26 protein-coding genes and 2 pseudogenes are annotated in these 22,857 nt (G+C 59.7%); 25 read left to right on the top strand and 3 right to left on the bottom strand.

Annotated elements, in window-relative coordinates; translation table 11 throughout:
- Window positions 1–23 precede the first annotated feature (23 nt).
- The 7 genes and pseudogenes from tnpC (at window position 24) to ASN_RS09450 (ending at window position 5,088) form a co-directional block, all read left to right on the top strand.
- On the top strand, window positions 24–1,634 hold the full coding sequence (tnpC, locus tag ASN_RS09425) for an IS66 family transposase (protein WP_058986868.1): 1,611 nt from the start codon (window positions 24–26) through the stop codon (window positions 1,632–1,634).
- Complete coding sequence (locus ASN_RS20175) at window positions 1,609–1,878, top strand: helix-turn-helix transcriptional regulator (RefSeq protein WP_082666805.1); 270 nt, start codon at window positions 1,609–1,611, stop codon at window positions 1,876–1,878. The genes tnpC and ASN_RS20175 overlap by 26 nt, the downstream gene beginning before the upstream one ends.
- Before the next feature lie 114 nt (window positions 1,879–1,992).
- A pseudogene (locus ASN_RS09430) lies at window positions 1,993–2,997 on the top strand (replication initiator protein A).
- Entirely contained in the window at window positions 2,994–3,509 is a 516-nt protein-coding gene (locus tag ASN_RS09435; protein ID WP_058988018.1) for a DUF2840 domain-containing protein, read from the top strand. The pseudogene ASN_RS09430 and the gene ASN_RS09435 overlap by 4 nt, the downstream one beginning before the upstream one ends.
- Entirely contained in the window at window positions 3,506–4,111 is a 606-nt protein-coding gene (locus ASN_RS09440) for a S26 family signal peptidase (RefSeq protein ID WP_058988019.1), read from the top strand. Before ASN_RS09435 ends, ASN_RS09440 begins: the two co-directional genes overlap by 4 nt.
- Window positions 4,095–4,430: a DUF736 domain-containing protein gene (locus tag ASN_RS09445; protein WP_058988020.1), complete on the top strand. Its 336-nt coding sequence runs from the start codon at window positions 4,095–4,097 to the stop codon at window positions 4,428–4,430. Before ASN_RS09440 ends, ASN_RS09445 begins: the two co-directional genes overlap by 17 nt.
- Window positions 4,431–4,434: 4 nt before the next feature.
- Window positions 4,435–5,088, top strand: coding sequence for a lytic transglycosylase domain-containing protein (locus ASN_RS09450; RefSeq protein WP_058989258.1), 654 nt, complete (start codon window positions 4,435–4,437; stop codon window positions 5,086–5,088).
- 229 nt (window positions 5,089–5,317) lie between these two features.
- Here ASN_RS09450 and ASN_RS20180 read toward each other — a convergent pair whose 3' ends face one another.
- Complete coding sequence (locus tag ASN_RS20180; protein ID WP_231948157.1) at window positions 5,318–5,599, bottom strand: hypothetical protein; 282 nt, start codon at window positions 5,597–5,599, stop codon at window positions 5,318–5,320.
- A 657-nt stretch (window positions 5,600–6,256) separates the two neighbouring features.
- Here ASN_RS20180 and ASN_RS20550 point away from each other — a divergent pair.
- Entirely contained in the window at window positions 6,257–7,378 is a 1,122-nt protein-coding gene (locus ASN_RS20550; RefSeq protein WP_407922309.1) for a DUF3363 domain-containing protein, read from the top strand.
- Window positions 7,379–7,383: 5 nt separating this feature from the next.
- Here ASN_RS20550 and ASN_RS09460 read toward each other — a convergent pair whose 3' ends face one another.
- On the bottom strand, window positions 7,384–8,289 hold the full coding sequence (locus ASN_RS09460) for a LysR substrate-binding domain-containing protein (protein ID WP_058989259.1): 906 nt from the start codon (window positions 8,287–8,289) through the stop codon (window positions 7,384–7,386).
- 172 nt (window positions 8,290–8,461) lie between these two features.
- Between ASN_RS09460 and ASN_RS09465 the strand changes: the two genes are divergently transcribed.
- The 9 genes from ASN_RS09465 to ASN_RS09500 all read left to right on the top strand — a co-directional run bounded on the left by ASN_RS09465 (window position 8,462) and on the right by ASN_RS09500 (window position 15,464).
- Window positions 8,462–9,016: a hypothetical protein gene (locus ASN_RS09465; protein WP_058988022.1), complete on the top strand. Its 555-nt coding sequence runs from the start codon at window positions 8,462–8,464 to the stop codon at window positions 9,014–9,016.
- Window positions 9,017–9,044: 28 nt separating this feature from the next.
- On the top strand, window positions 9,045–9,335 hold the full coding sequence (locus tag ASN_RS09470; protein WP_231948159.1) for a hypothetical protein: 291 nt from the start codon (window positions 9,045–9,047) through the stop codon (window positions 9,333–9,335).
- 30 nt (window positions 9,336–9,365) lie between these two features.
- Window positions 9,366–10,211 carry an MBL fold metallo-hydrolase gene (locus tag ASN_RS09475; RefSeq protein WP_231948160.1) on the top strand — a complete coding sequence of 282 codons (846 nt, stop codon included), beginning with the start codon at window positions 9,366–9,368 and terminating at the stop codon, window positions 10,209–10,211.
- A gap of 16 nt (window positions 10,212–10,227) precedes the next feature.
- The gene (locus tag ASN_RS09480; protein ID WP_058988025.1) at window positions 10,228–11,223 is read left to right on the top strand and encodes an aldo/keto reductase; all 996 of its coding nucleotides are present in this window, start codon (window positions 10,228–10,230) and stop codon (window positions 11,221–11,223) included.
- Window positions 11,224–11,331: 108 nt separating this feature from the next.
- A complete protein-coding gene (locus tag ASN_RS09485) occupies window positions 11,332–12,180 on the top strand; it encodes an SDR family oxidoreductase (RefSeq protein ID WP_231948161.1) in 849 nt (282 codons plus the stop codon).
- 27 nt (window positions 12,181–12,207) lie between these two features.
- Entirely contained in the window at window positions 12,208–13,794 is a 1,587-nt protein-coding gene (locus ASN_RS09490) for an acetolactate synthase large subunit (RefSeq protein ID WP_058988026.1), read from the top strand.
- A gap of 61 nt (window positions 13,795–13,855) precedes the next feature.
- Window positions 13,856–14,251 (top strand): helix-turn-helix domain-containing protein, encoded by a 396-nt coding sequence (locus ASN_RS20185; protein ID WP_231948162.1) that lies wholly within the window; start codon window positions 13,856–13,858, stop codon window positions 14,249–14,251.
- The gene (locus ASN_RS09495) at window positions 14,146–14,817 is read left to right on the top strand and encodes a LysR family substrate-binding domain-containing protein (protein WP_231948507.1); all 672 of its coding nucleotides are present in this window, start codon (window positions 14,146–14,148) and stop codon (window positions 14,815–14,817) included. Before ASN_RS20185 ends, ASN_RS09495 begins: the two co-directional genes overlap by 106 nt.
- Before the next feature lie 44 nt (window positions 14,818–14,861).
- Window positions 14,862–15,464: an isochorismatase family protein gene (locus ASN_RS09500; RefSeq protein ID WP_058989261.1), complete on the top strand. Its 603-nt coding sequence runs from the start codon at window positions 14,862–14,864 to the stop codon at window positions 15,462–15,464.
- Window positions 15,465–15,487: 23 nt separating this feature from the next.
- On the opposite strand, the gene ASN_RS09505 is transcribed toward ASN_RS09500, so the two are convergent.
- Window positions 15,488–15,712, bottom strand: coding sequence for a helix-turn-helix domain-containing protein (locus ASN_RS09505; RefSeq protein ID WP_058988027.1), 225 nt, complete (start codon window positions 15,710–15,712; stop codon window positions 15,488–15,490).
- A 103-nt stretch (window positions 15,713–15,815) separates the two neighbouring features.
- On the opposite strand from ASN_RS09505, the gene ASN_RS20620 reads away from it, so the two are divergent.
- The 8 genes and pseudogenes from ASN_RS20620 (at window position 15,816) to trbJ (ending at window position 22,857) form a co-directional block, all read left to right on the top strand.
- On the top strand, window positions 15,816–16,361 hold the full coding sequence (locus ASN_RS20620) for a hypothetical protein (RefSeq protein ID WP_457851326.1): 546 nt from the start codon (window positions 15,816–15,818) through the stop codon (window positions 16,359–16,361).
- A 117-nt stretch (window positions 16,362–16,478) separates the two neighbouring features.
- Window positions 16,479–17,087, top strand: a pseudogene (locus ASN_RS20555) (type IV secretory system conjugative DNA transfer family protein); the annotation flags it as partial.
- Window positions 17,088–17,503: 416 nt separating this feature from the next.
- Entirely contained in the window at window positions 17,504–17,947 is a 444-nt protein-coding gene (locus tag ASN_RS09525; RefSeq protein ID WP_457851327.1) for a ribbon-helix-helix domain-containing protein, read from the top strand.
- Between the two features lie 172 nt (window positions 17,948–18,119).
- On the top strand, window positions 18,120–19,076 hold the full coding sequence (gene trbB, locus ASN_RS09530; RefSeq protein WP_058988030.1) for a P-type conjugative transfer ATPase TrbB: 957 nt from the start codon (window positions 18,120–18,122) through the stop codon (window positions 19,074–19,076).
- Complete coding sequence (locus ASN_RS09535; protein ID WP_058988031.1) at window positions 19,073–19,405, top strand: TrbC/VirB2 family protein; 333 nt, start codon at window positions 19,073–19,075, stop codon at window positions 19,403–19,405. The genes trbB and ASN_RS09535 overlap by 4 nt, the downstream gene beginning before the upstream one ends.
- A complete protein-coding gene (locus ASN_RS09540) occupies window positions 19,405–19,680 on the top strand; it encodes a VirB3 family type IV secretion system protein (protein ID WP_058988032.1) in 276 nt (91 codons plus the stop codon). The genes ASN_RS09535 and ASN_RS09540 overlap by 1 nt, the downstream gene beginning before the upstream one ends.
- 13 nt (window positions 19,681–19,693) lie before the next feature.
- Window positions 19,694–22,126 (top strand): conjugal transfer protein TrbE, encoded by a 2,433-nt coding sequence (gene trbE, locus ASN_RS09545; protein ID WP_058988033.1) that lies wholly within the window; start codon window positions 19,694–19,696, stop codon window positions 22,124–22,126.
- An 8-nt stretch (window positions 22,127–22,134) separates the two neighbouring features.
- Window positions 22,135–22,857 carry a P-type conjugative transfer protein TrbJ gene (gene trbJ, locus ASN_RS09550; protein ID WP_197603361.1) on the top strand — a complete coding sequence of 241 codons (723 nt, stop codon included), beginning with the start codon at window positions 22,135–22,137 and terminating at the stop codon, window positions 22,855–22,857.

A 22,857-nucleotide genomic window follows, 5' to 3' on the forward strand; every position in this document is an offset into this window, starting at 1 on the left:
AGATTTTCTGCTATTTTTTCATAATGACGCCTGCACCCGTGGTCCTGCCTGATGATCCGGATATCCTGAGGGAAATGATTGTTTCCCTGCAGACCGAAGTGGCCCGGCTTTCTGCGTCGGCCCGTGCGTATGAGGCTCTTGTCCAGTCTCTCAAAATCCGGATCGCACGCCTTCAGAAACAGAAATTCGGGGCCAGTTCAGAAAAGATAGACCGTGAGATTGAACAGCTCGAACTGCTCCTTGAAGATGTAAAAATCGCCATCGCGGCAGCCGATCCTTCTCCTGATATCAGGGAGCATGATGTCAGCGATGATGCAGTCTCTCCCCCACGGCAGCGTGGCAAACCACAGGTTTCTGACACGACACCACGGGAGCGTATTGTTCTCGACCCGGGTGAGGCCTGTCCTGCCTGTGGCGGTCCTCTGCGTCTTGTAGGCGAAGATGTCACCGAAATACTGGACTTTATTGCGGCAAAACTGAAAGTTGTCGAAACGGCACGGCTGAAGAAATCCTGCCGCCATTGCGAAACGATGGTGCAGCCTGAAGCACCGTCGCGCCCTGTTCCACGGGGGATGGCTGGCCCCGGGCTTCTGGCCCATATCCTGGTCTCGAAATTCGATGACCATATCCCGCTTTATCGTCAGAACGAGATCTTTGCCCGTCAGGGTGTGGACATTCCCCGTTCAACCCTGATCGACTGGTGTGGTCAGGCCGTTGCCGTTCTGCGTCCTCTCACAGATCTGATCCGTCAGGATGTCGTAAAGGCAGACCTGCTGCATGCCGATGATACACCCATCCAGGTTCTTGATTCCCGTCTGCGCCAGGCTGGGAAACCACGTGGTGTGAAGGAAGGGCGGATCTGGACCTATCTGCGCGATCCCCGCCCCTGGGGCGGGAGTGATCCGCCCGCCGTGGCCTACTGGTTCTCTCCCGATCGCAAGGGGATCAATCCCCAGACCCATCTGGCACAGTTCCGGGGCATTCTGCAGGCTGACGCCTACGCGGGGTTCAGGGATCTGTATAAACCCGATGCAACGGGAACCGTGCATGTGCGCGAAGCGGCCTGCTGGGCTCATCTCCGCAGGGCCTTCCATGATGTCTGGAAGGGCAGTGATTCGACAATCGCAAGGGAAGCACTCGAGCAGATCGGGGAACTCTACGATATCGAGCGGCAGCTCACCGGGTCTCCTGCTCCGTATCGTCTGGCTGTCCGACAGGAAAAAAGCCGCCCTCGTGTCACAGCATTCCACGCATGGTGCGAAACACAGCTCGCCCGTATCCCTGGCAAGGGGGAACTGGCAAAAGCAATCCGTTATGCGCTCAACCGGTGGGCAGCCTTTACCCTCTTCCTCGAAGATGGTCGTGTTGCCATCGACAACAATCCTGCCGAACGGGCCATACGACCGGTATGCGTCGGGCGGAAAAACTATCTGTTTGCCGGTTCAGACGCCGGGGGCGACAACATCGCTGATGCCATGACGCTTATCGAAAGCGCAAAACTTTCAGGCCTCAACCCGCACGATTACCTCGCCGATGTTCTCGCCCGCATCAACGAACACAAGATCAACCGCCTCCACGAATTGTTGCCATGGAACTGGCAACCCGCGAATACGCTTCACAAAAAGGCCGCATAATCAAGGCGGCACAGAACGGCCGGTTACGGCGCGCTTCCTCGGCATTTCCATCCGCACGCTGGAAAAACATCGCACCTACGGCACCGGCCCGACCTATCGCAAGATTGGCGGTCGCATCGTCTATGCCCTCCCAGATCTTCAGGGATGGGCCGAGAACGGTATCCGTAGGTCCACGACGGACGAGACACCCTGCCGCGTGTTTCCCGCCCGCCCGCTGACTCCGGCCGAAAAGGCGACCCTCTGAATGGCCGGCGTCATGCCGCAGCGGGGCCAGCAGGGGCGGGAGAGCGAGCGGCTGCGTCTTGATCCCTTCATTATCGCGGGCGGCGATGCCAGTCCCCGCGATCAGCGCGACCTCATGGAACGGCCGTTCTTCTCGCTTTCCAAAGCAAAGCGGGTCGCGCCGATCCTTTATGAGGCCGGCGGCCAGCGTGTCGAGATACATGGCCTGGCTGAGCACGGCATGGCGACCATCTGGGATGCCGATGTGCTGATCTGGGCCGCCAGCCAGATCGTCGAGGCCGAGAATGGCGGCCTCAGGACATCCCGCTTTCTGCGCTTTACCCCATACCAGCTTTTGACGGCCGTGGGTCGTGCCACGGGCTCACGGGAATACCGGCTGCTCAAGGCCGCGTTCGCCCGGCTGCAATCAACCGTGATCCGCACCACCATCCGCAACGGCGAGCATTGGCGCCGACACCAGTTCTCCTGGATCAACGAATGGGAGGAGCGGACGACCCGTGATGGGCGTGTCGAGGGTATGGAATGCGTTCTCCCCGACTAGTTCTATCGCGGTGTCATCGACCGGTCATTGGTCCTGACCATCGACCCGGCCTATTTCCGCCTGACCGGGGGTATCGAACGCTGGCTCTATCGCGTCGCCCGCAAACATGCCGGGCACCAGCCGCAGGACTGGCTGTTCGAGATTCCCCATCTCCATGAGAAATCCGGCAGCCTGGCGCGTGTCACCGATTTCGCGCTCGACCTGCGTCGCATCGCCGCCCGCCAGTCGCTTCCCGGTTATCGCCTCGCGATCCGGCGCGAAGGGCGGCGGAAACTGCTGCATATTCGTCCCGTCAACTTGTCCACAGTGCCTGTGGATGATGGTGTGGATGGACACGGGATTTCGGGCGCAGGGACTATCGGGACTTCGGGCGCATCACTATCGGGATTTCAGGCGCACGAACCCCAGTTAAGTCTTTGGCCTGAAACGCGGAATCGCGCTCCTAACTTAGAGTCTAACTTAGAATCTAACTTTTTGATGTTGGGGCGGCCGGATACCGACTGTGGTGCCGGTGCCGCTGACAGGCCGCATGATCCGGATATGCACGGTCCTTCTCCCATGCCGGGAGATCGGCCATGACCAGCGCCACAACGTCCCGTGCGTGGGGAAACGCCCTGCCGTTCTCACGCGACGCATTGACCCATGTCGAACTGACCCACATCGACAAGCGCGTCGAGAACTGGATCAGGTTCGGCCATGAGGCTCAGGAACAGATCCTCGACCGTCGGCGCCGTATCTTCTCCTTCCGTCCCGGCAGCGTCTTGGCCTTCGTCCGCTGGGCGGCCAATGATTTCGGCACGATCGCGTCACGCATCGACATCCTGCGCGCCGTGGCACCGGGAGAACCTTGTCAGACGGTGCCGTTCGTCCGGCCGGGCGGTGAAATCCTGCTGAGGGTCGCGGGCTGGCCCAAGGTTGAGCAGGTGCTCCGCCATATTGATGCGGTGGAACACGCCGGCATCGACGCCTGCACGGTCGCGCCCGATCACTGGCGGCATGTCGGCAACCGGCTGAACGCGGGTGAGAAACCGCGCGTCTACACGATGGTACGTCATCGAGCGTGGCTCAGACGGCAGGAGATCGTGCCATGACCCGCTTCGGCTATGTCATGGTGACGTATTTTGCCGCGATGGGTGTGGCCGTCGCCGCCATCGTTCCCGTGCCGGTGAAGCTGCTCTGGAATGCCTCTGCCAGCACGCCGCTTGGTTTGTACGATCTTGTAGCGCCGAACGGGTTGAAGGCTGGTGATCTGGTCGCCGTCAGGCCACCGAAGCCGCTGGCCGATTTCATGGTCGCGCGCGGTTATATCGGGCGGAATGTGCCGCTGCTGAAGCCCGTCGCGGCGCTGCCGGGGCAACAGGTCTGCCGTGCTGGCCGTACCGTCACCGTGGATGGTGTGCGGCTCGGCGAAGCGCAGGATCGCGATCGGCGTGGGCGTGTGCTGCCGGTCTGGCAGGGCTGCCGCCGCATCGCACCCGATCAGATTTTTCTCATGAACCCGTCCGTTCGCGACAGTCTGGACGGCCGCTATTTCGGCCCGCTCCCGCGCGCCGCCGTGATCGGCCGGGCGACGCCGCTCTACACCGACGCGCACGGCGACGGTCATTTCGTCTGGCACGGCCTGTTCGCTGAGAGGCCGGTGCTGTCCTTCCCCAACGTCGCTATGGAGACTTCCCATGCCGCAGATCGGTAGCTTCACGCGCGACAAGACCGGCTTTGCCGGACGCATCCAGACCTTCCTCGGTTCCCATGAGATCGCCATCGTGCAGGCCGAGAAATCGGACTCCGACAATGCACCGGATTATCGCATCCATCGCGAGGATGAGGACGGTCCGGAGATCGGTGCCGGCTGGAAACGCACGGGCGAGCGTGCCGGCGATTACGTTGCCCTATTGATTGACGATCCGCTCCTGCCGCAGCCATTGCGTGCCAATCTGTTCCGTGATGGTGGCAATGGCGGTCTCTGGTCATTGCACTGGAGCCGGCCGCCGAAGCGCGATGGGCGAGATTGATATCATGCGCAATCAGACCCGGATCGCCTGTCTGCTGGTGACGGGATGTCTCGTGTCCATGGTGCCGGTTGCAGTATCGGCGCAGACAATCGACGTCCCGTATGCTGCCGAGGTCGCTGAGGCGGCGCGGCGTTTCGACATTCCGGTGACCTGGATCAAGGCCGTCATGGGGGCCGAGAGTGCAGGTGATCCGGGCGTGGTTTCGTCGGCGGGTGCGATGGGGCTGATGCAGATCATGCCCGGCACATGGGCGGAACTGCGTGTCCGTCATCATCTCGGCTGTGATCCCTACGATCCGCGCGACAACATTCTGGCGGGCGCGGCCTATCTCCGTGAACTGCATGACCGTTACGGTTCGCCGGGTTTTCTCGCCGCTTATAACGCCGGTCCCGATCGCTACGAGGCGTCTCTGGCCGGGCGTCCGCTGCCGCCGGAAACACGCGCTTATGTCGCTGCCGTTGCACCGTTCATTGGAGGTGGGGGCGATGCTTCCGTCATGATTGCGGCGGCTGATCGGTTTGTCTGGACCCGTGCGCCGCTCTTCATCGTGCAGCCGGATCGCAGTGCGGCGGCGGCACAGTCGCGCGATATGTCGGGGATCATGCCGCGATCAGATGGCCTGTTCGTGGTGGGTGACGGTAGGGGATCGCGGCCATGATGAGAGGATGCGGGGCAGGGGGCAGAGAGGCGAAAAGAGGGCAGAAGAGGGAGCGCAAGATTAAAGCGGACGGCACCCCATGGGTCCGATCCGCAGGGCAAGCCCTTGTCTGCACATTGTTTTGGGTGGCACCCCCTTTGAGGGGGTATGGTGCCGCGACGAGCGGCGAAGCCAGTTTCCGCCCCGTTTTTCTCGGCACTCTTGCCTGTTTTTGGCGTTTTCGGGCGGATCAGCGGCCATGAGCGTGGGTGACGACAACCGGTTCCGCCCGAGGCCGGGTCGCATCCGCACCGACACGCCGCAGACCGGTCGTGCCAGGAGTTTCCTGACCAGGGTGAGGACGGTTACGCGCCAGCAGCAGGCGGCGAGTGGTGGGAGCGGACGCCCCCGAGGCGGCGGTCCTGGTCGCGCCGCTAAAGGGGAGGGAAGCATCTCGTCCGGGCGTGGTGTGCAGCGTGGAAGGGGGGCGATGTTCGTGCGCGCCCGGAACCTCTCGAATGGCTGGAGTCATCGCCGACCGGGCACCCGTCGCGTCATTGTCAAATCCCGCTCCGTCCGTGCCGCCGGACGGAATGGCAAGGCCGCTGCTCATCTCCGCTACATCCAGCGCGACGGTACCGCCCGCGATGGTGAGCGGGGGCGGCTCTATTCTGGGACTGAAGATCGCGCCGATGGCGACGCCTTTCTCGATCGTGGGCGCGATGACCGCCATCAGTTCCGGTTCATCGTCTCGCCAGAGGATGCCGGGGATCTTGCCGACCTGACCGGCTACACCCGCGATCTGATGGCGCAGGTCGAAGCCGATCTCGGTACGAAGCTCGATTGGGTGGCCGTCAACCACCATAACACCGGCCATCCGCATGTGCATGTCGTCGTCAACGGCCGTGACGATCTGGGCGAGGATCTGGTCATCAATGGTGACTACCTTGCCAACGGCATCCGCGAACGGGCGAGCGAAATGGTGACGCTGGAACTCGGCCCTGTCACCGAGATCGAGCAGCGCCGAAAGCTGGTCGCCGAAATCGACCAGGATCGTTTTACCCGCATCGATCGGGCGATGCTCGCGGAGGCCGACGGCCGGTTTCTCGATGTGCGCCACGAGCCTGATGATCCGCGCGGGCAGGCGGATCGGACCCTCCGTCTGCGCCGTCTTGGCAAGCTGGGCGATATGGGCCTCGCCACGGAACGTGCGCCGGGCGTGTGGGAGCTGAGCGAGCGGCTGGAGCCGACGCTGCGCGAGATGGGCGAGCGCGGTGATATCATCCGCACGATGCAGAAGGCGCTGCGGGCGGAGGGCGCCGAACGCGACCCGATGAGCTTTGCGATCCATGATGCAGCACCGGCGACGCAGATCGTCGGTCGCGTCATCGATAAGCATCTGTCGGACGAACTGGGCGAGGAACTGACGCTGGTGGTCGATGGGATAGATGGCCGCCCGCATCATGTCGCGGGCATGGACGCGGCCCGTGTCGCAGAAGCACGGATCGGCAGCATCGTCGAGATTGGCCCGCCTGATAGCGCCGGGCGTCCCTCCGATCGCGCGATTGCCGACATGGCCGAGGGAGGCGTTTATCGGCCGAGCCGTCATCTCGAACAGGTCCGGTTCGAGGGGCGGGTGCCGGGGGGCGACTATGACGGTTTCGTCGCGTCGCATGTCCGACGGCTGGAGGCCCTGCGCCGGGCCGGTATTGTCGAGCGGATCGACGCCGACCAGTGGCGTATTCCCGAGGATTTCGCCACCCGTGCTGCTGCCCACGATACGGGGAGGGGCGGACGGGCAAATATACGTGTCCTTTCGACCTTCGATCTGGGCAGTCAGGTCGGCGCGGATGGCGCGACCTGGCTTGACCGGCGGCTGGTGGGAGGTGTGGTGTCTGATCTGGTGCCTGTCGGCTTCGGGGAACAGGTGCGCGAGGCGATGGAGCAGCGGCGGGAGAGGTTGATCGAGCACGGAGACGCGACCCAGCGACCGGATGGGCGCGTCAGTTACCGGCCCAACCTGCTTGCCACGCTTCAAGAACGGGAGGTCGCCCGTGTCGGGGCGGAACTGGCGGCAACGAAATCCGTGCCGTTTCGGGGGGCTGCTGATGGCGAGACGGTTAGTGGCACGTTCACCGGCACCGCCCAGCTATCGAGCGGGAAATTCGCCATCGTCGAGAAGTCCCACGAGTTCACGCTGGTCCCGTGGCGGCCGGTGATTGAGCGTCATCTTGGTCAGGAGGTGACAGGCGTTGTGCAGGGAGGATCGGTGTCGTGGCAGTTGGGGCGAAACAGAGGGCTTGAATTGTAACGGATTCAGCCGGGCTTGTTGAAGCTTGGATTTGACGATTGTGCTTCTTTAATAAGCCAATTCGCAAAAATCTGAGTTGAACCACCACTTAATCTGATCGGTTCTGGCAGGATGAGACAGAATGTCTTGGAAACCAAATTTCCCTCAGGCCAAGGCGCGATCAGACGACCATCCGCCAGTTCTCTTTCGACATAGAGGCGCGGCACGAGTGCAACACCAAGGCCGGCCAATGCAGCCTCAATCAGCATTATATGTAAATCGTAACGGGCACCGATCGCGGGGTTTGTCAGTGTGATCCCGGTTTCCCGTGCATATCGTTGCCACGCGTCCGGGTTTTGCCGTCGATGCAGGCGCGGCAAATCATCCAGTGTCGCCCCGTCCCTGTCCAAAAGCGCGGGATGGCAAACGGGCACCAGCACTTCATTCAGCAGGTGGTGTGTCCGCATTCCCGTCCAGGCCGGATGCTCGAAATGGATCGCGGCGTCGAAACCGCTGCCGGCAAGGACAAAGGGCTCCATCCGCTCTGCGAGATGTACCGTGATGTTTGGATGTAGTTCTTGAAACCTTCCCAATCGGGGAATGAGCCACCGCGTTGCGAAAGTCGGGATGGCGGCGATATCGAGGCTTGCCCCATCGCTGTGTTGTCCCATCAGCACCTGACTGTCTCGTTCCAAGCGGTCGAGCGTCTCGCGAACTTGAGCGGCATAACGCTCTCCGTTCGGTAAAAGCCGAACACGATTTCCGATCCGCTCGAATAATATGACGCCGAGGAAGGCCTCGAGCCGGGCGATCTGACGGCTGATCGCTCCTTCGGTCAGGGCTAGTTCATCCGCTGCACGGGCAAAACTGCCATGACGAGCGGCAGATTCGAAGGCCATGAGCGCGGAGTTGCTTGGTATCTTGCGGCGCATGAGCGGTTCCCGACTCATTGATTTACTTCTTTGGCCAGTCCTGCCGTGACATTAGATCACTGAAGGATGATCCGATATCGATATATGTGCCGAGATTATCCGATTACCATGACAAACAATCAACCAGAGATGTGGTCAGACCATATTAACGGTTCCGGTCAAGGAATGTCAGATGATCTACACGGTGGAATGCAGTTTTGCCGATCCGCGCAGCGAAGTGGAATGGAACGACTTCTACAGCTTCGACAAATTACCGGCCTTGGTTTCGGTCAGCGGCTTTCATACGTCCCAGCGTTTCAAGGCGTTGGGCGAAGGGTGCCCTGTCTATCTTGCCATGCACTCGGTTGACGGTCTCGATATCCTGACAAGTGAAGAGTATCGTCAGAAGGGTGGTGGCAATTTCGCGCGGTGGCAGCCCCACATTACCGACTGGCATCGCAATCTTTACGCTGGTCTTGATCGCACTCCCGCCGTTGGGCCTGACGAGATTCTGGCGATGAGCGAGAAAGGCCCGGAATCTTTGATCCGCTTGGGCTTCGCCTTCAACGAACTGCACGCGGTGGCGTTGGAAAAATTCCCAGAATATCGATGGCTCGCCAGGCTGAACCGCTCCCAGACGTTCGAGGCTCTGCCGACGGATATTCATCTCTATGAGCCGATGACCGCGCAGTTGGTCAATTCCGATGATACCGTCTACGGAAAGCCTCGGCAGGTCAGCGATGCCTAACGTCACGCTTTTTATATCGCAGGACAAGATGCCGTCGGAAGAGACACTTACGACGCTTACTCAGGAATGCACAGCGCTTTGCACGGACCTCCTCGGGGCAGCATTGGACAAGGTGCATATCATCTACGTCGCCGTCCGGCACGGTCGTGGACATCCGGTTTTTGCCGAAATTCAGTTTCGGCTGGAAGTGTTTCGAACAGCTTCTGTCATGGAAAAGTTCATGGAGGAAATCGGTGACAGCATAAAGCGCAATACGGACCTTTCCGCCCGTATTCGCTGCTTTGGATATCCGACCGAAAACATTCACGCCCGCAACTGAATGATTGCTAGGCAGAGAACTCAGGAGAGAATGATGTCGGCTACTCAATTCCCCTCCCAGCAGGTCGGAGATTTCACGATCACGGCGATCAGCGATGGCAATCTGAGCGCCAGCCTGGATCTCCTCTCGAATATCGAGCCCTCGGATGCCGCGCGGATGGAAGATGAAGCGGGGGTGAAGGATACTTCCGCCATTCATATAAACTGCTATCTGGTACGTGGAGGTGGTCGCACGGTCCTGATTGACGCTGGGGCTGGTGGTTTCAAGCAATGGGGAGGCCTTTTGGCGTCCAATCTTCCACAGGCCGGAGTGCAGCCTTCCGGGGTCAACACGATTCTGCTGACGCATGCTCATCCAGATCATGTTGCAGGGCTTTTGGATAAAAACGGGGAGTCCGTCTTTCCGAATGCCGAGCTGGTCGTCCATAAGCGAGAAATCGAGTTCTGGCAGGATGACGGCAATCTGAGCCGCGCAAGCGAGCGGGCGCGTGGGAATTTTCTCATGGCGCGTCAAATATTCGAGAATTATCGAGACAGGTTACGTCTTTTTGAAGGAGGCGAGGTGTCCCCCGGCCTGACGGCTGTGCCGCTTCCGGGACATACGGCGGGGCATACTGGCTATCGCCTTGAATCCGGCGGTCGAAACCTTCTGATCTGGGGGGACATCGTTCATTTCCCAGAGATTCAGATTCCACGTCCGGATGTGTCGATCGCTTTCGACCTGGACCCAATTCTCGCAGCTGAGACACGGGCACGACTGCTTGACCTCGTTAGTTCTGAACGGTTGCTGATTGCTGGAATGCATCTTCGCGAACGTGGTTTTGGACGTATTGAGCGAAAAGGTCAGAGTTACAGCCTTGTCTATGAGGATGAATAAAAGAAGGAAAAGGTAAATGTTGTTCTCAAAGCTCGGCTCCACTGGCCTTGATATTTCGCGTCTCTGCTTGGGGTGTATGACTTTCGGAGAACCGGATGCCGGCGTTCATAATTGGACGATTGGCGAAGCTGATAGTCGGCAGATTATCAGGCGAGCAGTCGAGTGTGGGATCAATTTTTTCGATACTGCGAATAGCTACTCAGCCGGCACCTCTGAAGTGATCGTTGGTAAGCTACTTAAAGAATATACCCGTCGAGACGAAGTAGTTATCGCCACAAAGGTCTTTTTTCCCGAACGGATGCTGGAAGGGGATGCTGCGCCTAATCGCAAGGGTCTCTCGCGCAAAGCGATCATGACCGAGATCGATGCCAGCCTGACGCGCCTTGGAACCGATTATGTCGATCTCTATCAGATCCACCGTTGGGATTATGGAACGCCGATCGAAGAGACGATGGAGGCGCTTCATGATATCGTAAAAGCCGGCAAGGCCCGATACATCGGTGCTTCATCAATGTTCGCATGGCAATTCGCTAAAGCGCAGGAGACGGCGCGCCTCAACGGGTGGACGCGCTTCGTCACCATGCAGAATTATCTTAATTTGCTCTATCGCGAGGAAGAACGCGAAATGATCCCGTTGTGTGCGGATCAGGGTGTCGGACTCATGCCGTGGAGTCCACTGGCACGTGGTCGGCTGGCGCGTCCTGTCGGCGAGCAGACGAAACGGAGCGAAAGCGATACTTTCGGTCAGACTCTCTTTGCGGCCACGGAAAGGGCGGACAATGCAGTGATTGGCGCAGTTGAACGTGTTGCTGCCGCGCGTAACGTAACTATGGCGCAAGTGGCACTTGCGTGGGTTTTGACCAAGCAAGAGGTATCGGCCCCGATTGTGGGGGTCTCTAAATCTTATCATCTTGATGATGCGATCGGTGCGCTGGCGATCGTGTTGACTGATGATGAGATTACCGTGCTGGAGACAGATTATGTGCCGCACCAAGTTGTTGGATTCGGATAACGGTATAAAAATTAATTATAAATTATAATAAAAATATAAATAATATATGTCTTTATATTATAGATATTATTTTTTCTTTATTGTCTTCAATGAGAACAGGAGAGTTTTGTGTCTTCTAAAAACAAAAAAGTAGTACGTAGTAACAGTGGCGATAATATCGCGAGCGATGCAAATTCAATATTCTCTCTGAAAGGCCGCCGCGCGCTTGTTCTGGGCGGCAGTTCAGGACTGGGGTTCGGTGTGGCTTCAGCTCTTGCCCAACTTGGAGCAGAGATATGCATTTTGGCTCGGAACCAGGAGAAACTTCATGACGCTGTCGCAGAGCTTAAAAAAATAAATGGAAATATTTCTGGGATAAGTTTTGATATTAGTAATTTTGATAAAATATCTTCAGTTATTGAAAATGTTCGTCAGTTAATTGGAGATCCAGATATTTTTATAGCTAATGGCGGCGGCCCGCCGCCGAGTGCAGCCGTGGAGTTCGACCCAGTCGTCTGGCGTGCTCAGTTTGAGACAATGTTGTTAACTACCATGACATTCACAACAGCCTTCCTACCGTCCATGCGGCAGAATGGTTACGGACGTATCGTGATGATTTCGTCAGTCAGTGTTGTAGAGCCTATTCCTGGCCTTGTTTTGTCAAATACCTTGCGTGTCGGCCTGGCAAATTGGGGTAAAACGCTGGCCTCGGAAGTAGCTGCCGATGGTGTGACAGTAAATACGCTCATGCCCGGCTTGTTCGCAACCGATCGCGTTAAAAGGCTGAACCAGCTAGCTGCGCAGGCCAACGGTGAAGATATCAAGACGATAGCAGCTAAGGAACAAGCCGCAATTCCCATCCGGCGATACGGCCGGCCCGAAGAGTTTGGTGCCGTCGCAGCTTTTCTTGCCAGTCCAGCGGCTTCTTACGTCACGGGTGCTCTTATTCCAGTCGATGGCGGATTGATGAAGAGCTGACTTCTTCATTTTTCTCGCGGCAAAAATATGAATGAAGTGATTCCGATGGCTCATGAAAAGTCGCGCTGCCCCACTGGGGCAGAAACTCTGGTCTCTAGCCTTGCTGCAAGTGGCATTGATGTTTGCTTTGCCAATCCAGGAACGTCGGAGATGCACTTCGTCGCTGCGCTTGATAAAATCAATGGCATTCGACCGATCCTATGCCTCTTCGAGGGCGTCGCTACCGGGGCAGCGGACGGTTACGCCCGGATAGCAGGAAAGCCCGCGTCTACTCTTTTACATCTTGGGCCAGGTCTAGCTAATGGTCTTGCTAACCTTCACAACGCGAAACGTGCTTCCGTACCCGTGGTCAACATCGTCGGAAATCATGCTTCTTATCACCTGCAATTCGATGCGCCATTAACCTCAGATGTCGCAGCGTTTGCGCGTCCTGTATCCGATTGGGTACATACGTCACAAAGTGCTCGAACAGTTCCCGCGGATGCTGCTCGCGCGGTGCAGGCAGCCAGAGCCGCACCTGGACAAATAGCGACGCTTATTTTGCCAGCAGATACCGCTTGGATGCCTGGGGAACGCGCGTCCGGCCCGCTGCCTGTTTCTGGGGTCACCGATGTTTCTGCTGCGGCAATAGATCAATGTGTCGCAGCCTTAAGGAGTGGACGAAAAACAGATATTTTGCTCCGTGGCCCTGCCTTGACAGGAGCAGGACTGAGAGCGGCTGGGCGTATTGCTGCGCAGACACAAGCTAGGTTGTTCTGCGATACCTTCGCGCCTCGTATTGAGCGAGGTATTGGACGGATTCCGGTAGAGCGTCTCCAGTATCGCGCGGATGAGGTTGTGCAGCAGTTGTGTGCTTTCGAGACTTTAATTTTAGTAGGAGCTCAACCGCCAGTTGCTTTCTTTGGCTATCCTGGCAAACCGAGTTGGCTAACGCCAGAAACATGCATGATTTTAACACTCTCCCATCCTCATGAAGCCGGATCGGAAGCTGTTGAAATGCTAGCTAACGCATTGGGGGCGCCGGAAGTAAGATTAATTGGTTCCCAGAGTAACTTTACGTTGCCAGCAGATGATCTCTTAACAGCGGAAGCTGTCGTGCAGATTGTCGCGTGTCTATTGCCCGACAATTCTATTGTAGCTGATGAGGGTCTGACCTCTACTTTTCCTAACTATGATTTGCTTGCTACAGCAGCACCACATGATCATTTGAACCTTACTGGGGGTTCGATAGGTGGCATTCTTCCGCTCGGTACTGGAGCTGCGGTTGCGGCCCCTGAACGCAAAGTTGTTTGTCTAGAAGGTGATGGTAGCGGTATGTATACCCTACAAGCACTATGGACGCAGGCCCGTGAAAAGCTCGATGTAATTACGATTATTTTCGCAAACAGGTCTTACTCTGTTCTGAATCAGGAGTTGGAACGAGTTGGGGTAGCGACTGCCGGGCTGCGGGCGCGTTCGTTGTTTGACTTGCGAAATCCAGAAATAAATTGGGTGAACTTGGCGCAAGGTCTGGGGGTTGAGGCTGTCAGCGTTAATAATGTTAAAGAATTTTATGATGTGTTATCATCGGTTTTTCTGAAACGCGGTCCCTTCCTCATTGAGGCTGTGATTTAATAATGCGTCGGACACGCCATATTTCCGACGTGACAGGAATTGCGGGGGGCGCATCCCGCTTATGACGCTTATCCAGCTCCTCTCGGTTGCAGAACATCTGAATTTTCGCCACGCTGCTGGTGCGCTCGGCGTCACGCAATCAAGCATCAGCACCCGAATTAAGGCGCTGGAAGAGACATTGGGCATCGTCCTGTTCGAACGGCGTCATCGCGGCGTCCGGCTGACCGAGGCCGGACGCCGTTTCGTTGCGGAGGTTTCGCCGGTATCGAGCAGATCGACCATGCTGTCAGGACGGCAGGCGCGATTGCTGACGGCACGGTCGGACACCTCGCGATTGGGCTGCACGGCTCGATCGCGACAGGATTTCTTGCTGATCTTCGTCGGCGCTATCGCGCAGCTCACCCGGGAATTGAGCAGAGCATCGTCGAAGGACCGTCGTCACATACTCTCGCCATGATACGCGACGGCAAGCTCGATGTGGCCTTTATCATCAATGTCGCCAATGTACCTGATTGCCATAGCCGACACCTCTGGAACGAGGCGCTGGTGATCGCTCTTCCTGCCGCGCATCCGATTGCGACCCTGGAATCCCTTGCTTGGGCTGACCTTGCGACGGAGAATTTCCTTGTTCGGCAGGGTGGCGCCGGGCCGCAGGTTTTCGAACATATCGTCCGGCGCGTGGCCGAACATGGCCGATCGCCGCGCCTTCAGCGGCGCGATGTCGGACGGGACACGCTAATGCATATGGTCGCCGCAGGAGAGGGGATCACGCTGACCCATGAGGCGGGCAGCCATATGCCATTTCCCGGCATCGTTTTCCGTCCGATCGACGACGAGAAGGAACACGCCTGGTTCAGTGCGGTCTGGTCGCCCCAGAACCGCAGTCCCGCATTACGTAATTTTCTGGATCTTGCCATGCATATGAGTCGTATGGATGGTTTGACCATGCAGGCTCAAACCGTGCCATCATCGTTTCCAGTCAAGATACCGGGACATCATGAAACGGGCGCAGCACCTTTATGAAGCGCCGGTCTGTAAAAGCAGCCTGTTACCAGGAGGAAAATCCCATGCCCCTCGAAACCTTCCGCCAGATCTACGGTCTCGACAACAGTCCGTCGCCGCTCGACCGGTCCGTGCTGGTGTTGATCGATATCCAGCGTGAATATCGCGACGGGCGCGTGCCGCTCGCCAATGTCGATGCGGCGGCCGATGAGGCCGGGCGGCTTCTTGCTCTTGCGCGGCGCAAAGGCGTGCCGGTCATCCATATCGCCCATGACGCCGGACCAGGCGCTCCCGCCTTCGCCAGCGATGGTCCTTACCGTGATTTCCTGCCGCAGGTAACACCTCGCGAAGGGGAGACGGTTCTGTTCAAGACCCACGCGAATGCGTTTATCGACACCGGGCTTGCGGACCGGATCAAGGAAACGGGTCGGAACGAGGTCATCATCGCCGGTGATACGGTGGGTGTCTGTGTGTCCACCACTGCCCGTGCGGCGGCGGAGGAATACGGCCTGCGCGTGACCCTGGTGGCGGACGCCATTGCCGCACGCGATGTCGCCGATCCGCTGGGCGGGACGATCGCGGCCGAAACCGTGCGTCGCGTAGCACTGGCCGAACTGGCGGATATGTTCGCCGTCGTCGTGAAGGACAGCAGTGCGTGGAGGGAGTGAGGGTATCTTTTTCCCTCAGCCGGTCAGCGCGGACTGGCCGGGACAGCCTTCAATAACGCGCCCGGTTCCACGTCCAGTGCCTCTGCAATTCTTCCCAGGATCGTAACGCTTGCCGATACGTCCGCGCGTTCGATCGCCCCGACATAGCGGGTGCTCAAGCTGGCGCGATCGGCCAGCTCTTCTTGCGTCATGTCCCTGTCATGACGCATCCGACGCAGGTTGACCGCCATGACCTCCTTGAGGTCCATGCCATCATCGAGACCTGTGTCGGAACGATCGTTCCAGGAATGATCGTTCCTATTCGTCCCGACCCGTGGTATTCTCTGCGTCCGGTGGAGATTTTTCCGTGCCGTGCGCGAGACGGACGAGAAGATCGGCGCCGGAAACGCCGAGCGCGGCCGCCAGTTCCGCCTGCGTCATCCCCCCGGTCTTGCGTGCTTCTGTAAGAAGCGATTGCAGCAAAAGCTGTCGGGGTGTGCGCAGGGATTTCTTCACGCGGAACAGCTCTCCGACGGGCAGGGGAGCCGTTCCGATAATCCTGATTTGGGATTATCCCATTTTAGGATATTGTTGACTACAATCCTGCTGGAGGGCTGTCGGATGACAGCAAGACCCGAACTGGACCCCGATGTCGATGACCTGGCGCCGAGTGTGCCGGAGATCACGACCTATGACGAAGTGCATTTCATCACCTATCTCCGCCTGCTCGATGCCGAGGCGGACCGGGCCGACTGGACGGAAGTGGCGCGGATCGTGCTGCATCGCGATCCGGCGGACGCAGAGCGCACGCGCATCTGCTGGGAAAGCCATCTCGCCCGTGCGCGATGGATGACGAAGATCGGCTACCGGAAGATTCTCGAACAGGCCGTGATCGACGCCCGCGCAACCCGGCACTGACCGTCCTTTTTCTACGCCATGGTATCCGGTGGTACGATCGCTCCTCATTATAGATTGCCCGCCGCCGGCTTGCCCCTTCTCTGATCGGTTTTATTCCCCAAACCGATTGGAATCCCGATGTCCGGAAGCCGTGTCCTGTGGGGGCAGGTCGCCCTCGTCCTGCTGATCGTGTTCGTCGCCATCTGGAGTGCGACGGAGTGGACGGCCTGGCGCCTGGGCTTTCAGGCCCAGCTTGGTGTCCCCTGGTTCCTGGTAGCGGGCTGGCCATTCTACTATCCTCCGGCCTTCTTCTGGTGGTGGTATTTCTACGACGCCTATGCGCCGTCGATTTTCGTGACGGGTGGATATATCGCCTCATCCGGTGGCCTCATCGGCAGCGTTGTTGCCATCGCCCTGTCGATCCTTCGGGCACGGGAGGCTCGCAACGTCGCCACGTATGGGTCGGCCCGCTGGGCGGAGGTCGGCGAGGTGAAGGAAGCCGGGCTACTCGATCCCGACGGCGTGGTGCTGGGCCGCTGGGATCGGGACTATCTCCGGCATAACGGTCCCGAGCATGTCCTGTGCTTTGCCCCGACCCGCTCGGGCAAAGGTGTCGGGCTGGTCGTGCCAACGCTGCTGACATGGCCGGGCTCGACCATCGTTCATGACATCAAGGGCGAGAATTGGGGGCTGACCGCCGGATTTCGTGCCCATCATGGACGTGTGCTGCTGTTCGACCCGACCGATGAACTGCTGCTGGTCGCGGGTGTGGCCCCCGTTCGTGCTAAGAAAGCCCGCTATTATGAGGACGCGCGGTTCATGGAGCGTGTCCTGCCGCCCCCGGTTATCGAAACGAAACCTCCGTCCGCGCTACCGTCCGATGACTGGTCAGAGCTGGAAACAGTCGCCTCACCGGGAGGGCCAGCACCCGATGGCGGCACGAGCGCTGATGGCGACTCAGCCAATGCCGGCATCCGCCGCGAACCGGAATTGCCGGAGCATGAGGATGTCGCTCCACCCGAGCGGCCGGGCGTGCAGGAGTTCGATGTGCTCGACGACGAGCCGGATGTCGATGCTGCCAAAGCGCGCGCCATACGCCAGCAGGTTCGTTTCGTTGCGCGGCAGGCGACGATGGACCCGGCCGATGGCCTTGATCTGTGAGGATGCCCATGTCCAGCAAGACCCGCATGAATGTGTATTTCGAGCCGGAGCTTCTGAAGCAGGTCGAAGCGCTGGCGTTGCGGCGCAACGTCTCGAAATCGGCGGTAATCGAGGCGGCCGTCGCGTCCTTTCTCTCAGCCGATGCCTCGGAGCGGCTGGAGGCAGTGTTCGCCCGCCGCATGGACAGGATCGACCGCCAGATCGCCGGGATGGACGAAGACCTCGCCATTATGGGCGAGACGCTGGCACTGTTCATCCGTTTCTGGCTGACCGTTACTCCGCCACTGCCTGACAGTGCCCAGGCATCGGCCAGGGCGAAAGGTATCGAGCGCTTCGAGGGGTTTCTGCAATCGCTCGGGCGGAAACTGGCGACCGGAGATCGGTTTCTCAGGGAATTGTCGCGGGACATCGACACGCGGCGCAATGGCGGTGAAGACCCCCAGTAATCGTCAGATTGCGTGGGTCTGCCGTAAGGATTCGTCAATCCCGCCGATCGCCGCCGTTTCCGCGCGATGACCGCACGGTGCGCAATAGTTGTTGAATCGAGCCGAAATGGCCCTCTTTTAATCATCCCCGTATGGGGACCATCTGTTCCGGTCCCGTTCGAGCGGGGACCAGATGGCGGTTTCTCACCATAATTCGGAAAGTCAGGCACGCGGCATTTCCATGCTGCGCACGGCGATGGGACCAGCGATCGCGGGGCACCTTGCCGATCCCGCTGTGGTCGAGGTCATGCTCAACCCCGATGGGCGGTTGTGGATCGACCGGCTATCCGAAGGGCTGGGCGATGCGGGCGAAACCATCACCCCCGCTGATGCGGAGCGTATCGTGCGGCTGGTCGCGCACCATGTCGGAGCGGAGGTGCATGACGGTGCCCCGCGCGTCTCGGCGGAGCTGCCGACCGGGGAACGGTTCGAGGGGCTGTTGCCACCCGTGGTGACGGCCCCGAGTTTCGCGATCCGTAAACCCGCTGTCGCCGTGTTCACCCTTGATGATTATGTTGCTGCCGGGATCATGACTGCGGGTCAGGCCCGTTTTCTGCGTGAAGCGGTTGCGGCCCGCAAGAACATCCTGGTCGCGGGTGGGACCAGCACGGGCAAGATCACGCTGGTCAATGCCCTGCTGGCCGAGGTCGCGAAAACCGACGACCGCGTGGTGCTGATCGAGGATACGCGCGAACTGCAATGCCGCGCGCCAAACCTTGTGTCCCTGCGCACAAGGGACGGCATCATCACGCTGTCCGAACTGGTGCGGTCCGCGCTACGCCTGCGACCCGACCGTATTCCGATCGGCGAGGTACGCGGCCCCGAGGCGCTCGATCTGCTGAAAGCATGGGGCACGGGCCATCCGGGTGGGATTGGCACGTTGCATGCCGGCACCGTCATCGGTGCCTTGCACCGCATGGAGCAGTTGATCCAGGAAATCGTCGTCACCGTGCCCCGCGCGCTGATCGCCGTCCTGTCCGGACGGGGTAACGCCCGTCGGCTGTCCGAACTCGCCACCGTGGACGGGCTCGATCCCGCTACTGGCGCCTATCACATCCATCCCTTCCAGCATTCGGGAGAACCTCAATGACCCATGCCATGATCCGCGTGCGTCGGCACGCGCCTGTCGTTTTCGCCATGCTGCTGCTTTCGGTCGCATGGTGCTCGTCGGCCCTAGCCTCGGGTTCGGACATGCCGTGGGAGGAACCGCTCAACCAGATTCTGGAATCGGTGCAGGGACCGGTGGCACGCATCGTGTCGGTGATCATCATCACCGTGACGGGCCTGACCCTGGCTTTTGGCGAAACATCCGGCGGCTTCCGTCGCCTGATCCAGATCGTCTTCGGGTTGTCCATCGCTTTCGCGGCGTCGAGCTTCTTTCTGTCCTTCTTCTCCTTCTCCGGCGGGGCGCTGATCTGATGGCGGGGTATGACGATGACGCCGTGCCGGGCTTCCATGTCCCGGTGCATCGCTCCCTGACCGATCCGATCCTGTTGGGTGGCGCACCCCGCACGCTGGCGATCGCCAACGGCACGCTGGGGGCTGCCATCTCGCTGGGGCTGCGGCTCTGGCTGATCGGCGCCGTGTTCTGGATCGTGGGGCACGCCCTGGCGGTCTGGGGTGCGAAGCACGATCCGCTGTTCGTCGAGGTGGGGCGGCGGCATCTCCGTTACCCCGCTTGGTTCCGGGCATAGGGAGGGCAGGGCCATGATGTCCCTTGGCGAATATCGCAACCGTGCAGCCCTCCTGTCGGATTTTCTCCCATGGGCCGCGCTCGTGGAGAAAGGTGTCGTCCTAAACAAGGACGGTTCCTTCCAGCGAACGGCAAAGATACGCGGCCCCGATCTGGATAGCGCCACGCCGTCGGAACTGGTGGGTGTCACGGGGCGGCTGAACAATGCCCTGCGTCGGCTTGGCTCCGGCTGGGCCGTGTTCGTGGAAGCGCAGCGTGTGCCAGCGACCCTCTATCCCGAGTGCGATTTCCCGGACGCCGCCAGTCAGATGGTCGATCTGGAACGTCGGGAGCAGTTCGAGGACGAGGGGACGCACTTCGAGAGCCGCTATTTCCTCACGCTGGTCTGGTTACCACCGGCGGAATCTTCAGGGCGTGCCGAGCGTTTTCTGTATGAGGGCAGGGAGCGAGATGGTCCCGATCCGCATGGTATGCTCCATGCGTTCGTGGACCGCACGGATCGGATGCTGGCGCTGCTGGACGGGTTCATGCCCGAGGCCGCCTGGCTCGATGACGGTGAGACGCTGACTTATCTGCACAGTACCATCTCCACCCGGAACCAGCGGGTCCGGGTGCCGGAAATTCCGATGCATCTGGATGCGCTGCTGGTCGATCAGCCGCTGTCGGGCGGTCTGGAACCGAAACTCGGCGATGCGTATCTGAAAACCCTGACCATCACGGGTTTCCCCAGCCGCACGTTTCCCGGCATTCTCGATGACCTGAACCGGCTGGCTATGCCCTACCGCTGGTCCACCCGTGCCATCCTGCTCGATAAGACCGATGCCACGAAGGTGCTGACGAAAATCCGTCGCCAATGGTTCGCAAAGCGGAAGAGCATTGCAGCGATTGTTCGGGAGGTGATGACCAACGAGGCGTCGGTTCTCGTGGATAACGATGCCGCCAACAAGGCTGCCGACGCCGATCTGGCCCTGCAATCCCTTGGCGCCGACGATGTCGGGCAGGCGTACATCACCGCGACTGTCACGGTCTGGGATGGCAGCGCCAGCATCGCGGCCGAGAAGCTGCGGCTGGTCGAAAAGATCATCCAGGGTCGCGATTTCACCTGCATGGCGGAAAGCCTCAACGCCGTGGAAGCGTGGCTCGGCTCTCTTCCTGGCCATGTTTACGCCAATGTGCGCCAGCCACCTGTTTCGACCCTGAACCTCGCGCATATGATTCCGCTGTCCGCCGTATGGGCAGGGCCGGAGCAGGACGGACATTTCAAGGCGGCACCGCTGTTCTATGGCAAGACCGCCGGAGCCACGCCATTCCGGTTCAGCCTCCACGTTGGCGATGTGGGTCACACGTTGATCGCAGGACCAACGGGTGCAGGGAAGTCGGTGTTACTGGCCCTGATGGTGTTGCAGTTCCGGCGCTATCAGGGCGCGCAGGTTTTTGCCTTCGATTTTGGGGGTTCCATGCGCGCGGCAACGCTCGCGATGGGCGGGGACTGGCACGATCTCGGTGGTGGGTTGACTGACGACGGGGATGATCATCCTGCGGTTTCCCTCCAGCCGCTGGCACAGATTGACGACCCCGACGAGCGCAAATGGGCCAGTGAATGGCTGGGGCAGATCCTTCTTGGCGAGGGGGTGATGCTTACCCCGGACGTCAAAGCCCATCTCTGGTCGGCCCTGAATTCCCTGGCCTCATCGCCCGTTGGTGAACGGACATTGTCCGGCCTGGTGGCATTGCTCCAGTCTAACGCCCTGAAACAGGCGCTGGCACCGTACTGCCTGGGTGGTCCTTATGGCCGCCTGCTGGATGCGGACGTCGAGCGGTTGGGCGATGCCGATGTCGTCGTCGTCGAAACTGAGGGTCTGATCGGTTCCGGGGCGGCGTCTTCCGTGTTGTCCTGTCTGTTCCATCGCATTGAAGGACGGCTGGATGGACGACCCACCCTGCTGGTGATCGATGAAGGCTGGCTCGTTCTCGATGACGGGAACTTCTCCGGTCAGTTGCGTGAATGGCTCAAGACCCTGCGCAAGAAGAATGCGTCGGTAATTTTCGCGACCCAGTCCCTGTCCGATATCGCCAATTCCCCCATTGCGCCAGCAGTGGTGGAAAGCTGCCCCACGCGGATCTTCCTGCCGAACGAGCGCGCGATCGAGCCGCAGATCATGGCGATTTATCGCGACTTCGGTCTGAACGACCGGCAGATCGCCATCATCGCGCGCGCGGCGTCCAAGCGTGAGTATTACTGCCAGACGCAGCGCGGCAACCGCCTGTTCGAACTGGGCCTCGGTCCTGTGGCGCTGGCATTGTGCGCGGCATCTGGCAAGGACGATCACCGACTGATCGATGCGGTGCTGGCGGAGCACGGGCGGGACGGTTTTCTGCCAGCCTGGTTCGAGGCGCGTGGCGTGGCATGGGCCGGCCACCTTCTGCGCGATGGAGGCGTGCCATGAAATACAACATGCGTCTTTATGTCGCCATCGGGGCACTTTCGATCACCATCATTCCGTCCGCCCGTGCCCAATGGGCGGTGTATGACGGCGCGAACCATGTCGAGAACGTGTTGATCGCGGCGCGCACGCTCCAGCAGATCGACAACCAGATTACGTCCCTCGCCAACCAGGCGCAGATGCTCGTCAACCAGGGCCGCAATCTGGCGAGCATGCCTCTGTCGATATTGTCGACGCTGCAATCGACGATTTTACAGACCACGGCTCTGCTCGCGCAGGCGCAGAATATTGCCTACAGCGTCCAGTCCGTCGAACAGCAATACCAGCAGGCGTACACATCTGTGTCCTCGGGCATGTCCGACAGCGCCCTGTTCAGCCAGGCGCAGACCCGGTGGCAGAATTCCGTGGGCGGGTTCGAGGACGCCCTGAAGCTTCAGGCGCGGGTGGTGGGCAACATCCCGTCCGACAGTTCAGCCATGACACAACTGGTGTCGGCCAGCCAGACGTCAACCGGGGCGTTGCAGGCCGCGCAGGCCGGCAACCAGCTTATGGCTCTGCAATCCCGCCAGCTTTCCGACATCCAGGCCGAACTGGCGGCCAACGGTCGGGCGGCGGATCTCGAACGCGCGCAACAGGCGGCGAATGAGGCGGGTGCGGAAGCGCAGTATCAGCATTTCTCGCAGCGCGACGCCTATGTTCCCCAGGCCGTTGCGATCCCCGCTTCCGGATATTGA

This window comes from Acetobacter senegalensis, assembly GCF_001499615.1.
In the GTDB taxonomy this organism is placed as follows: domain Bacteria; phylum Pseudomonadota; class Alphaproteobacteria; order Acetobacterales; family Acetobacteraceae; genus Acetobacter; species Acetobacter senegalensis.